The sequence below is a fragment of the Mycolicibacterium agri genome (genome assembly GCF_002553505.1).
GTDB lineage: Bacteria > Actinomycetota > Actinomycetes > Mycobacteriales > Mycobacteriaceae > Mycobacterium > Mycobacterium agri.
Genome location: NZ_PDCP01000029.1, coordinates 36,670 through 49,408, shown reverse-complemented (window position 1 = coordinate 49,408; position 12,739 = coordinate 36,670). Strand labels below are relative to the sequence as shown.

Annotated in this window: 8 protein-coding genes and 1 pseudogene; 4 read left to right on the top strand and 5 right to left on the bottom strand. The window is 67.6% G+C overall.

Features of this window, described 5'->3' with window-relative positions:
• Nucleotides 1–24: 24 nt before the first annotated feature.
• A pseudogene (locus CQY20_RS17135) lies at nt 25–1,401 on the top strand (NADP-dependent succinic semialdehyde dehydrogenase).
• A gap of 57 nt (nt 1,402–1,458) precedes the next feature.
• Here CQY20_RS17135 and CQY20_RS17130 read toward each other — a convergent pair.
• The gene (locus CQY20_RS17130; protein WP_097941275.1) at nt 1,459–4,329 is read right to left on the bottom strand and encodes an FAD-binding and (Fe-S)-binding domain-containing protein; all 2,871 of its coding nucleotides are present in this window, start codon (nt 4,327–4,329) and stop codon (nt 1,459–1,461) included.
• Between the two features lie 64 nt (nt 4,330–4,393).
• On the opposite strand from CQY20_RS17130, the gene CQY20_RS17125 reads away from it, so the two are divergent.
• On the top strand, nt 4,394–5,113 hold the full coding sequence (locus CQY20_RS17125; RefSeq protein WP_174814679.1) for a maleate cis-trans isomerase family protein: 720 nt from the start codon (nt 4,394–4,396) through the stop codon (nt 5,111–5,113).
• Nucleotides 5,110–5,787 (top strand): GntR family transcriptional regulator, encoded by a 678-nt coding sequence (locus tag CQY20_RS17120; RefSeq protein ID WP_097941274.1) that lies wholly within the window; start codon nt 5,110–5,112, stop codon nt 5,785–5,787. The genes CQY20_RS17125 and CQY20_RS17120 overlap by 4 nt, the downstream gene beginning before the upstream one ends.
• A gap of 17 nt (nt 5,788–5,804) precedes the next feature.
• On the opposite strand, the gene CQY20_RS17115 is transcribed toward CQY20_RS17120, so the two are convergent.
• Entirely contained in the window at nt 5,805–7,268 is a 1,464-nt protein-coding gene (locus tag CQY20_RS17115) for an NAD-dependent succinate-semialdehyde dehydrogenase (protein ID WP_097941303.1), read from the bottom strand.
• Between the two features lie 81 nt (nt 7,269–7,349).
• Here CQY20_RS17115 and CQY20_RS17110 point away from each other — a divergent pair, with 81 nt between their 5' ends.
• Nucleotides 7,350–8,612, top strand: a complete 1,263-nt coding sequence (locus CQY20_RS17110; protein WP_097941273.1) for an aspartate aminotransferase family protein — start codon at nt 7,350–7,352, stop codon at nt 8,610–8,612.
• 122 nt (nt 8,613–8,734) lie between these two features.
• Here CQY20_RS17110 and CQY20_RS17105 read toward each other — a convergent pair whose 3' ends face one another.
• The 3 genes from CQY20_RS17105 to sppA form a co-directional block, all read right to left on the bottom strand.
• Nucleotides 8,735–9,178: a hypothetical protein gene (locus tag CQY20_RS17105; RefSeq protein ID WP_097941272.1), complete on the bottom strand. Its 444-nt coding sequence runs from the start codon at nt 9,176–9,178 to the stop codon at nt 8,735–8,737.
• A gap of 148 nt (nt 9,179–9,326) precedes the next feature.
• Complete coding sequence (locus CQY20_RS17100; protein ID WP_097941271.1) at nt 9,327–10,712, bottom strand: MFS transporter; 1,386 nt, start codon at nt 10,710–10,712, stop codon at nt 9,327–9,329.
• Nucleotides 10,713–10,911: 199 nt separating this feature from the next.
• Nucleotides 10,912–12,711 (bottom strand): signal peptide peptidase SppA, encoded by a 1,800-nt coding sequence (gene sppA, locus CQY20_RS17095; RefSeq protein ID WP_097941270.1) that lies wholly within the window; start codon nt 12,709–12,711, stop codon nt 10,912–10,914.
• Nucleotides 12,712–12,739: the final 28 nt, after the last annotated feature.

Genomic DNA, 12,739 nt, shown 5'->3' with positions numbered 1-12,739 from the left:
CGCTCTACCGAAGGGAACGAAAGCATGGCAATCGCGACGATCAACCCCACCACCGGCGAGACGGTGGAGACCTTCGAGCCGCACGACGACGCCGAGGTGCAGCGCCGCATCGCAGCGGCAGCGGATGCGGCAGAGGCGCTGCGGGACACCAGTTTTGCTCAACGAGCGGAATGGATGAACGCCACCGCTGACATCATCGAGGCAGATGTGGAGCGGGCCGCGGAGATGATCACACTGGAGATGGGCAAGCCGATCGAACAGTCGCGCGCCGAAGTGCTCAAGTGCGCCAAGAACATGCGGTTCTACGCCAAGCACGCGGAGGCCTTTCTGGCCGACGAACCGCTCGAGGACCCGTCGCGGGTGTCAGCGTCGCAGGCGTGGACGGTGTGGCAGCCGCTCGGTGTCGTGCTGGCGGTGATGCCGTGGAATTACCCTCTGTGGCAGGTGATTCGGTTCGCCGCACCGGCGCTGATGGCGGGCAACACGGGCCTGCTCAAGCACGCGTAGAATGTTCCGCAGTCCGCGTTGTACCTCGACGACCTCTTCGAAAAGGGAGGCTTTCCGACCGGCTCGTTCCGCACCCTGCTGATCGGTTCGTCGGAGGTCGCCGCCGTCATCGAGGACAGCCGCGTCAAGGCCGTCACCTTGACAGGCTCCGAGCCGGCGGGCCGCTCGGTGGCGTCGACCGCGGGTGCTCAGATCAAGAAATCCGTGCTCGAACTCGGCGGGTCCGATCCGTTCATCGTGATGCCCAGCGCCGACCTCGATGCGGCCTCCACGGTGGCGGTCAAGGCCAGAATCTCCAACAACGGTCAATCCTGCATCGCCGGAAAGCGTTTCATCGTGCACGCCGACGTTTACGACGAGTTCGCCCGCCTGTTCGCGGACAAGATGGCGGCACTCGTGGTGGGTGACCCGATGGACGAGTCGACCGAGCTGGGCCCGCTGGCCACCGAATCCGGCCGCAACGAGCTCGCCGAACTCGTCGACGACGCCGTCGCCAAGGGAGCGCAGGTGCTCACCGGCGGCGACGCTCCGGACCGTTCCGGCTGGTTCTATTCCCCGACCGTGCTGGCCGGGCTCACCGATGACATGCGCATCGTGATGGAGGAGGCGTTCGGCCCCGTCGCCTCTTTGTATCGGGTTGCCGACCGCGACGAGGCGGTCCGTGTCGCCAACCAGACCACGTTCGGCCTGAGCTCGGCGGTGTGGACCAACGACGCGGAGGAGCAGGACTGGTTCGTCCGGCGCGTGGAGGCCGGCGCGGTGTTCCTGAACGGAATGACAGTGTCCTATCCGGAATTGCCGTTCGGCGGTGTCAAGGATTCCGGTTACGGCCGCGAACTCGCCGCCGCGGGCATTCAGGAGTTCTGCAACCTCAAGACCGTCTGGAAGGCCTAACTCTTTACCGCGAGCAGACGCAAATGCACGCAAAATGCGCGGCGTGTCGCGTGACTTTTACGTCTGCTCGCCGAGGGCGGAGGCGAGTAGTTCGGCGAGGTGCAGGGCCTGCCGCGGCGTGCCGTGAGCGATCTGCGTGCGGCAGCTGAACCCGTCGGCGACGATGGCGGTGCTCGGTTCGGCCGCCCGCACGGCGGGCAGCAGCACACGCTCCCCGACCGCGCGCGACACCTCGTAGTGGCCACGCTCGAAGCCGAAATTGCCTGCCAGGCCGCAACATCCGGAGTCGGGCACGTCGGCGCGGATTCCTGCCTTCGCCATCAGAGCGCGGTCGGCGTCGAACCCGAGCACCGCGTGCTGGTGGCAGTGGGTCTGCACCAGTGCGTCGGCGCCCACGTCGGGCGGCGTCCAGTCCGACCGCATCAACAGTTCCGCGAAGGTGACCGTCGATTCGGCCACCGCCGCGGCCATGGCGTCGTCGTGCACGAGCTCGGCCGCATCGCGTCGCAGCACCGCGGTGCAGCTGGGCTCCAGCCCCACGATCGGCATGCCCGCGTCCAGCACCGGCTGCAACGTCTTCAGCGATCGCCTGATACGCCGCTTTGCCGTGCGTAGTTGACCGGTGGAGATCCAGGTCAGCCCGCAGCACACCGGCCCGTCGGGCAGCACGACCCGATAGCCTGCGGCCTCCAGCACCGCGACTGCGGCCCGACCGATCTGCGGCGCAAGGTAATTGGTGAAGCTGTCCGGCCAGAGCAGGACCGCGCCGCGGGTATCCGGCCGCGTCGGCGCAGGCCGACGGGCAAACCACGATGTGAACGTCTCCTCCGCGAACGCGGGCACCTCGCGCTCGGGCGCGATGCCGCCGAGGCGCTTGGCGACGGCCGTGCCCGCCATCCGGTTGACCACCCGCGGCGCCTTCGCTGCGATCCGCGACAGCTGCGGCAGCCAACCCATCGACCAGTGCGACAGCGGGCGCGCCCACGGCCGTCCGGCGTAGTGGTGGTGGGTGAATTCCGCCTTGTACGTGGCGATGTCGACATTGACAGGACAGTCCGACAGACAGCCTTTGCACGACAGGCACAGGTCGAGCGCATCGCGCACTTCCGTCGAGCGCCAGCCGTCGGTGATCACGTCGCCCTGCAACATCTCCCACAGCAGATGGGCGCGGCCGCGGGTGGAATGCATCTCCTCGCGTGTGGCCTGATAGCTGGGGCACATCACGCCGCCACGCGTCTGCCTGCATTTGCCGATGCCCACGCAGCGGCGCTGGGCCTGCGCGAAATCGTCGTTGTCGTCCGGATAGCTGAACAGTGTCAACAGCTTTCGGTCCTTGGCCGGGCCGAGATGGCGGATGTCCGCGTCAAGCGGTGGCGGATCGACGACGACACCGGGGTTCATCGCCTTGCCTGGGTCCCAGATCCGTTTCATCTGCGCGAGCAGGTCCAGCCCGTCGGAGCCGTACATGCGGCCCAGCAGCTCCGAGCGCGCTCTGCCGTCGCCGTGTTCGCCCGACACCGAGCCGCCGAGTTCGACGACGAGGTCGGTGGCGTCTTCGACGAACGACCGGTACGCGGCAACCCCTTGCGGGGTGAGCAGGTCGAAGTCGATCCGCATGTGCATGCAACCCTCGCCGAAGTGCCCGTACGACGCCCCGGACAAGCCGTATCGGCCCATCAGGTCATCAAGGCCGCGCAGATAGTCGGCGAGCCGCTCGGGCGGCACTGCCGCGTCCTCCCAGCCGCCCCAGGCCTCGGCGCCGTCGGCGCGACGCGTCGCCAGCCCGGCGGCGTCGGTGCGGCACCGCCACAGCACGGCCTGCGCACCCGGGTCGGTCACCAGTGACGCCGTCGCCGGTGATCCCGAATCACGAAGCGCGGCAAGCATTTCCTGGGCAGAGCGTTCGGCTGCGACGCTGTCTTCGCCCCCCATCTCGACCAACAGCCACGCTCTGCCGTCCGGCAACCCGGCGTCGACCGCGGCGCGGCGCACCTCACCCGGCAGCCGGTCGACGAGGTCGACGTTGATCGACTCCATCGTCAGCGGATGGTGCGCCAGCACCGCCGACACGCATTCCGCCGAGGTGATCGAATCCGGAAACCCCAGCACACACAGCACCCGCGCGGCGGGCAAGGGTGTCAGCGCCAGCGTTGCACGCAGCGTCGCCGCGAACCCGCCCTCGCTGCCGCACAGCAGGCCCGCGACGTTGTAGCCCTGTTCGGGCAGCAGCCGGTGCAGCGCATACCCCGAGATCTGTCGGGTGAAGAGGCCGAACCGGCGCCGGATCACGAGTTCGTTCGCGTCGACGAAGGACTGCAGCGCGCGGTGCAGTTCGCCTTCGCGGCCCGGCCGCTTCGCCAAATCGTCGCGCACACCGCTGGATTCGACGGTGCATCGGGTCCCGTCGGCAAGCAGCACGTCCAGTGCCCGCACGTTGTCGGCGGTGGTGCCCCACGCGACCGAGTGCGCGCCGCAGGCGTTGTTGGCGATCATGCCGCCGAGTGTCGCGCGGCTGCCCGAGGACGGGTCGGCCCCGAAAGCCAGCCCGTGGGGCCGCGCCGCGGCCAGCAGATCCGTGAGCACCACGCCGGGCTCGACGATGGCTGTCCGGTTCTCGGTGTCGATGTCGAGGATGCGGTTCACGTGCCGGGATGCGTCGATGACGACGCCGCCGATGGCATTGCCCGCCATCGATGTGCCGCCGCCGCGCAACGTCACCGGCGCACCGGCCGCGGCGGTCAGCGCCACCGCCGCGGCCAGGTCGTCGACGTCGGCAGGCACCACCACGAGGTCGGGAACGACCCGGTAGTTGGACCCGTCGACCGCGTATAGCGCCCTGCTGGCGGGGTCACCGCACACGGATCCGCGGAGCGCCGAACCCAGCTCTTTGCCGAGCCTGTTCGCGTCGTACGTCGCGCGGGTTAACATTGTCGACAATCTACCTATTTCGGCGAGCGTGATCCAAAACGGACCTGATCCAAAGGGAGATGCCATGCCAACGGTGGGCCTGCTCTACCCCGGCCACAGCGCAGAGGACGACTACCCCGCGCTCGAGAAGCGCATCGACGCCGCTGTGCGGCTTCCGGTGGTGATCACCTCTGTCGGCGAGGATGCCCACCGCGTCGACGCCCTTCTCGACCTCGGCAGCGACGAACGGCTCGCCGACGGTGCGGCGCAGCTGGCCGCCGAGAAGCCGGATGCGGTGATGTGGGCGTGTACGTCGGGCAGTTTCGTGTTCGGTCCGCAGGGCGCGCAGGATCAGGCTGCGGCCGTCGCGGCGGCGGCGGGCGTACCCGCGTCGTCGACGTCGATCGCGTTCGTCGATGCGCTACGCCACCTCGGCATCCGCCGTGTCGCGGTTGCGGCGTCCTATCCCGACGACGTGGCGCAGCATTTCGTCGCGTTCCTGACCGCTGGCGGCGCGGAGGTCGTCTCGATGGGCAGCCACGGGATCTACACCGCCGCCGAAGTCGGCACGCTGACCCCCGACCAAGTGGTGGCGATGGTCGTCGCCGCCGACCATCCCGACGCCGAAGCCGTGCTCGTGCCCGACACGGCGATGCACACCCTGGCGATCGTCGACAAACTCGAAGCCGCCGTCGGCAAGCCGGTGCTGACGGCGAATCAGGTGACGGTCTGGAAGGGTCTGGCGCTGCTCGGGCCGGTCCCGTCGCTGCCGGGGCTCGGCACGTTGTTCGGGGACCGCCAGTGAGCAGCTTCATCGGCCCGCTGGTGCGGGAGTCGACGCCCAGCATCATCGCCGACAAGCTGCGCCAAGCCATCGCACACGGCGAGCTGAAGCCGGGGGCGCAACTCGGCGAGGCCGAACTGGCGCGCAAGCTGGGCGTCAGCCGCGGGCCGCTGCGCGAAGGAATGCAGCGCCTCACCCAGGAGGGGCTGCTCGTGTCGATCCGCAACCGCGGATTGTTCGTCATCGACATGACCGCCGACGACGTCCGCGACATGTACTTCGCGCGCGAGGCCATCGAGCAGGCGGCCGCGCGCAAGATCATCGCCCAGGGAAACCACCGCGCCGCGGGCAAGGAACTGCTGACGATCGTCGACCAGATGGCGGCCGCCCAAAGCCCCTCGGAGGTCAGCGAAATCGACATCGCGTTTCACGAGCGGCTGCTGCAACTCGCCGACAGTCCGCGGCTGTCGCGGATGCATCAGACGTTCATCACCGAGACGCGGATGTTCATCCATGCACTCGACGAGAGCTACGCGAAATCCGAAGTGCGCGAGAAGGAGCACCGCTCGCTGGCCAACGCGATCCGCAAGGGCGACCGCGAACTCGTCGATCGGCTGCTGGCCGCGCACATGGAGGACGCGGTCAATCGCCTGACCTTCGACACCAGCGTCGACGGCGAAGATCCCGGTAAGTAGCGGTCAGCCCGGCGGCGTCACACCTTGATGCCGATGTACTTGATCTCCAGGAACTCGTCGATTCCGACGGAGCCACCCTCACGGCCCAGCCCCGACTGTTTGATGCCGCCGAACGGCGCCGCCGGGTTGGACACGACACCCTGATTGAGCCCGACCATGCCGCTTTCCAACGCTTCGGCGACACGCACCGCACGCCGTAGATCGTTGGTGAAAACGTAAGAGACAAGGCCGTATTCGGTGTCATTGGCAGCCGCGATGACTTCTTCCTCGGTTTCGAAAGGGGTCAGCGGCGCGACGGGCCCGAAGATCTCCTGGTCACACATCGTCGCCTCGCGCGGAACGCCTTTGAGCACCGTCGGCGGATAGAAGTAGCCGTCGCCGCCGGGCGCCTGTCCGCCGGTGAGCACGATCGCGCCGCGGTCGACGGCGTCGGCGACCAGGGTTTCGACCTTGTTCAGCGCGGCCTTGTCGATCAGCGGGCCGACGGTGACGCCGGGTTCGGCGCCGCGACCGACCGGCAGGGCGGCCATGCGTTCGGCGAGCCGACGGCCGAACTCGTCGATGACCGAGGACTGCACGTAGATCCGGTTTGCGGCGGTACACGCCTCGCCCATGTTGCGCATCTTGGCGGCGATCGCCCCCTCTACGGCCTCGTCGAGGTCGGCGTCGTCGAACACGATAAACGGTGCGTTGCCGCCCAATTCGAGCGATGTGCGCAGGATCTTCTCGGCGCACTGCTCCAGCAGGAGCCGGCCCACCTGGGTGGATCCGGTGAACGACAGCTTGCGGGCCAGCCCAGACCGGATCAGCGGTTCCATCACAGGGCCCGCGTCGGTGACCGTGATGCAGTTGACGACGCCGGGCGGAAGTCCCGCCTCGGCGAGGATGTCCATCAGCGCCAGCATGGACAGCGGTGTCTGCGGCGCGGGTTTGATGACGCTGGTGCACCCGGCGGCGATGGCGGGCCCCAGCTTGCGGGTGCCCATCGCCATCGGGAAGTTCCACGGCGTGATCAGCAGGCAGGGACCGACCGGCTGGCGGGTGATCAAGAAGCGTGAGCCGCCTGCAGGCGCGGTCTGGTAACCGCCGTCGATCCGCACGGCCTCTTCGGCGAAGTGACGGAAAAACTCTGCGGCATAGATGATTTCGCCGCGTGCCTCGGCGAGCGGCTTGCCCATCTCCAGCGTCATCAACAGCGCGAGGTCGTCGATGCGCTCATGCAACAGTTGGAACGATCGCGTCAGGATGTCGGCACGTGCGCGCGGCGGCATGGCCGCGAACTCCGGCTGCGCGGCGACCGCGGCGTCGAGTGCGGCGCGGCCGTCTTGCGGCGACGCGTCGGCCACCGCACACAGCGTCTTTCCGGTGGCGGGGTCGGTGACATCGAAGGTCCGCCCCTCGGCCGCATCGACCCACTTGCCGTCGATGAACAACCGCTTCTCGACGGCCTGGACGACGCGGGCCTCGTCTTGTTCGCTCACCACATCCCCTTCTAGGTCGGCATCACCTTCGGATACGCTGATTGTCGACAATCTACCCGTAGACGAGCAAGGGGAAGAATCGTGGCGTCCGCACAGCTCTCAGAGATCCTCAAGCAAGCGACCGGAGTGCTGGCCGCCAGAGGCGAGGGCGTGCTGCTGTTCGACGAAGACGATCGCCGGTATCTGGATTTCACCGCCGGCATCGGCGTGACCAGCACCGGACATTGCCACCCGCGAGTGGTCGAGGCCGCGCAGCGCCAGGTCGGCACGCTCATCCACGCGCAGTACACCACCGTCATGCACCGCCCGCTGCTCACGCTCGTCGAGCGGATGGGTGAGGTGCTGCCCGAGGGTTTGGACCGCGTGTTCTTCGCCAACTCGGGCAGCGAGGCGGTCGAGGCCGCGCTGCGCTTGTCGCGTCAGGCCACCGGCCGACCCAACATGATCGCCTTCCACGGCGGCTTCCACGGCCGCACGGTGGCGGCGGCCTCCTTGACGACGTCGGGCACCAAATTCCGGTCCGGCTTCGCACCGCTGATGGCCGGCGTGCACGTGGCGCCCTTCCCCGACCCCACCCACTACGGCTGGCCGGTCGAGCAAGCCACCGACTTCGCGTTGGCGCAACTCGACTACCTGCTGCAGACGATGAGCAGCCCGGCGGACACGGCAGCGTTCCTCGTCGAACCGGTCTTGGGTGAGGGCGGCTACGTCCCCGGCAACGAGCGGTTCTTCGCCGGGCTGCGCGAGCGCGCCGACAAGTATGGCATCCTGCTGGTCGTCGACGAGGTACAGACCGGTTTCGGACGGACCGGAAAGTTCTGGGGCGGAGAGCATTTCGGTGCCAAGCCCGAGATTCTCATCACCGCCAAGGGGTTGGCGTCGGGCTTCCCGCTCTCGGGTATCGCCGCGTCCTCGGAGCTGATGGCCAAGGCCTGGCCGGGCTCGCAGGGCGGCACCTACGGCGCCAACGCGGTGGCCTGCGCCGCCGCCTTGGCCACCCTCGACGTGATCCGCGACGAGAACCTCGTCGAGAACTCCGCACAGCGCGGCGCCCAGCTCAAGGAGGCGCTGCAGCTCGTGGCAGACAAGCACGACGCGATCACCGACGTGCGCGGGCTGGGGCTGATGATCGGCAACGAATTCCGCGACGCCGACGGAAAGCCCGACGGGGCGACGGCCACCGCCGTGCAGCAGGAGGCGGCCAAGCGCGGGCTGCTGCTGCTGACGTGCGGCGCGTGGGGTCAGGTCGTGCGGTTCATCCCAGCGCTGGTGGTGACCAGCGAGCAGGTCGACGAGGCCGCGGCGATCTGGGCCGACGCGGTCAATGCCGTCGTCGCCCGCTGAGCCGAATCAACGAGGTGATTGGGCCGCCGTCATTCGTTGTTGTTCCATCTGTTCGCGAATGCACTGCGCGAGGCGCGCCAAATCGCTGTGGTTGTGCCAGTACGTGGCTTCGCCCAGAGACATCACGACACCGACCCGCTGCGTTGGCTCACCGTCGACACCGTTGCAATGGCGGATGGATCCTGAATCGGCCGCGGCGGGGTTTTCGTCACCTGGGGTGCGGTGGCGAGGTCGGTGGGAATATGGATGTTGCCCGGGAGCTGCCGTGAGCCCGAAGCCGGTTCAGCGGGTGGGGCCACGCACTTGCCGACATAGCCGTCGTCTATGAAGACTCCACCGGTCTCTTCGCAGCAGACGCGATGGGCCTCGAGTTGCTGGGCGATGCTGTAATCCATCTGGTTTTCAGCTTGCGCCTCCATGCACCCGTCGTACAGTTCGATGTCCCATACCCGTTCGGCGGTTGCCGAAGCGGGATAAGCGAGCGGAGCCGCGGCCACAGCTAGGGCGCCGATGAGCATCGCTCCGTACTTGACGCGGTTCGCTGTGGAGCGGATTGGCTTGATCATTGGCGATTCCTTCCGTGCTGTGAAGGAAATGCTCCAGGATCAGGCGTGAGTCTGTAATCGCTGCGACGCCAGATTTCCGCCCTCCAGGGGGAAGGTTTTTCTATCCCCCAGGCAAGCCACCGTTGTGGGGACCAACTGCAGGAACCCCTCAGACCGCGCTGGGCTCCTTTCGCCACTCGAGCTGCGGCGGCGCGCCGGGCGTGCCCGGGATCTCCGTGCCGTCCATCGGACAGCGGGCGGTCTCGGGCACCTTGATCATCGCGATCGCGCCGATGACGCAGGCCGCCATCATGTAGTACGCGGGCACCAGATTGCTCCCGGTCGCGTTGATCAACCACTCATTGGCAGCCGGCGCGGTGCCACCGAACAGCGACGTCGACACGTTGTAGGCGATCGCGAACCCGGCGAAGCGCACCTGGGTCGGGAACATCGCGGGGAACGTAGCCGAAATCGTCGCCAGCTGAGGCACATACAGCAGACCGAGGATGGCCAGACCGATCGCCGCGCCGACCGTGCTGGTCCCCATCAGCATGAACATCGGCAGGCCGAAGATGAACAGACCGATGAGCGAGAACCACCACAACGGCTTGCGCCCAATGCGATCCGACATGCTCCCGGCGATCGGGAGGAAGATCATCATCGACAGCATGCCGATGATCGGCAACAGCAGCGACATGTTCGCCGACAGGCCGATCGACTGCTCGAGGTATGTCGGCATGTAGCTCAGCAGCGTGTAGTTCACCACGTTGAGCGCGACGACAACGCCGCCGAGCCGCAGGATCGGTCCCCAGTAGCCGGTGATCAAATCCTTGAACGCGGTGGACGCACGCTCTTCCTTCTCGCCTGCTTGCTCCAACTCGCGGAAGATCGGCGTGTCCTCCAGTCGCGACCGCAGGTAGACGCCGACAAGGCCGAGCGGCGCGGCGACGAGGAAGGGCATTCGCCAGCCCCACGTCCCCATCTGCTCCTCGGTGAGGATGACTTGGAAACCGAGCATCAGCAGCGCACCGAACGAGAATCCGGCCAACGTGCCGAATTCCAGGAAACTGCCGAAGAATCCGCGGCGACGGCATGGCGCATACTCGGCCATGAAGGTGGCGGCGCCGCCGTATTCGCCGCCGGTGGAAAAGCCCTGGATCATGCGTAGCAGCACCATCAGCACGGGCGCCCAGAACCCGATCGCCGCGTACGACGGGACCAGGCCGACGCACAGGGTGGCGCCGGACATCATCACGATGGTGATCGCCAGAACGGAACGGCGCCCGATCCGGTCGCCGAGCGGTCCCCACACCAGGCCGCCGAGCGGCCGCACAAGGAAAGACACAGCGAAGGTCATCAACGCCAGCAGCGTGGCGCTTTCGGTGTCGCCCGGGAAGATGGCGGCCGAAATATAGGTCACGCCATAGGCGTAGATGCCGTAGTCAAACCACTCGGTCGCGTTACCGATGGCCGACGCCGCAACCGCTTTTTTCAGGACCGACGGGGGCACATTCTCGGTCGGAGACGATGTGGTGGGCTGATCGGGGACTCCCATTGGGACCCTCCTCGTGTCATGGACACTGTCGGACACTGTCCCCGGCAGGCACCCACGCGCTGCGGGCAGATCGCAAACCGACCCCAGGGCTCAGCTCGTAGTTTTGTTGACAATCGGAACATTAACGCTGGTCACCGCGAACAGCAAGGGATTGCTGTTACTTGTCGATTAACCTCGCGCCGCCAACTGTAAACGCCCCTCAGAAGCGGTAGTCACCAAGCCACAGCGCGCGCACGCCGGTCAGCGACTGCTCGGCCTGCCCCAGCACCTCGGCCACCGATCGGCTGAGCAGGGCCGCGACCGCCTCGGTCAGCGACGCCGCCGCCGGTTGCGACGACGGCTTCGGCCGCAGGAAGTCCAGCAGCGATGACCCGGGGTAGCTGACGATGCGGACGTCGGCTTCTTCGTCGTGACCGGCCAGCACCTTGGCCCGGTTGATCGCCACCCGCAGGCCGCCGAGTTCGTCGACCAGGCCGCGTTCGAACGCATCGGCACCGGTCCACACCCGGCCGCGGGCGACCGCCTCGACGGCCTCGACGTCGAGCTTGCGACCTTCGGCGACACGTTCGACGAAATCGGTGTAGGCGAGGTCTGCCTCGGCCTCGACGTGGGCGCGCTGCTCCTCGGTGAACGGTTTGTCGATCGACCATGCGTCGGCGTTCTCGTTAGTCCGTAGCGAATCCGTGCCGACACCGAGCCGGTCCTTGAGTTCGCGCGCGACGAACTTGCCTGCGAGCACGCCGATCGACCCGGTGATCGTCCCCGGGTTGGCGACGATCGCGTCGGCGCCCATCGACACGTAGTAGCCGCCGGAGGCCGCCACCGATCCCATCGATGCGACGACGGGTGTGCCGCCGTCGCGGATCCGATTCACCTGCCGCCAAATGGTTTCCGATGCGGTCACCTCGCCGCCGGGGCTGTCGACACGCAGCACGATCGCCGACACCGAGTCGTCGGCGGCGGCTTCCCGCAATGCGGCGGCGATGGTGTCCCCGCCCGCGCTCGGGGTGCCGAACGGCAGACCGTGCGGCCCGCCGCGGCCGCCGACGATGATGCCGTGCACGGTGACGACGGCGATCGTCGGCTTGGACTTGCGGCCGGGAAGCGTCGGCATCGGCGGGACCTGGCGGTTGGCGGTCGCCTTGGCGTACCGCGAAAGATAGAGCCGCGGCGGCGCCTCGGGATCGGTGTCCGCGTCACCGGTGCCATCTGAAAACCCTTCAGCGCCAACCAGTTCAGCCATGCGCGAGTAGGCCTCGTCGCGGAAGCCGATCCGGTCCACCAGCCGTGCGGCGACAGCGTCGTCGCGCAGCAGCGGCGCCTTGTCGGCCAGCTCGTCCAGCGCGGCCTTGTCGATGCGCCGCGACTCGGCGATCGCCTGCCACACCTGGCCGTGCAGGCTCTCCAGAATCCGGCTGTCGGCCTCGCGGTGCGCCTCGGTGTAGCCGTCCTGTGTGAAACGGTTTGGCGCAGACTTGTATTCGCCGCGCGTGATGTATTGCGGTTGGATTCCCGCCTTCTCGAGAGCGGTGCGCAGAAACAGCGCGCTCGTCGCGAATCCGACCAGGCCGACGGTGCCCGACGGCTGCATCCAGATTTCGCGGAACGCCGACGCCAGATAGTAGGACAGCGTGCCCGGGTAGGTCTCGGCCCACGCCACCGAGGGCTTGACGTCTCTGAAGGCGGCGATGGCGTCGCGCAGTTCCTGTACCGGGCCGGGTGCGGCGGCGGGAATCTGCACCTTGGCGATGAGGCCGGCGACGCGGTCGTCCTTGGCGGCCCGATGGATGGCGGCGACTGCGTCGCGCAGCACCAGCGTCTTGCCTGCGCCGGTGATGATCGCCATCGGGTCGAAGCCGCTGGTCTCCGGCGGCGGCGTGTGTAGATCCAGCTCGAGGACGCAGCCGCTGGGGATGCCGTGGTGGCGGGCGGTGTCTACTTTGCGGGCAAATGACCGCACCTCGTCGGCGCCGGGGATGCCGGGCAGGAAGCTGAACATTCCACGAGGGTACCGATCCGCGGTTGGC

Bases quoted from the DNA above. Each gene is read 5' to 3' on its own strand.
- CQY20_RS17130 (WP_097941275.1), bottom strand. From the start codon at position 4,329: ATGTTAACCCGCGCGACGTACGACGCGAACAGGCTCGGCAAAGAGCTG.
- CQY20_RS17125 (WP_174814679.1), top strand. From the start codon at position 4,394: ATGCCAACGGTGGGCCTGCTCTACCCCGGCCACAGCGCAGAGGACGAC.
- CQY20_RS17105 (WP_097941272.1), bottom strand. From the start codon at position 9,178: ATGATCAAGCCAATCCGCTCCACAGCGAACCGCGTCAAGTACGGAGCG.
- CQY20_RS17100 (WP_097941271.1), bottom strand. From the start codon at position 10,712: ATGGGAGTCCCCGATCAGCCCACCACATCGTCTCCGACCGAGAATGTG.
- sppA (WP_097941270.1), bottom strand. From the start codon at position 12,711: ATGTTCAGCTTCCTGCCCGGCATCCCCGGCGCCGACGAGGTGCGGTCA.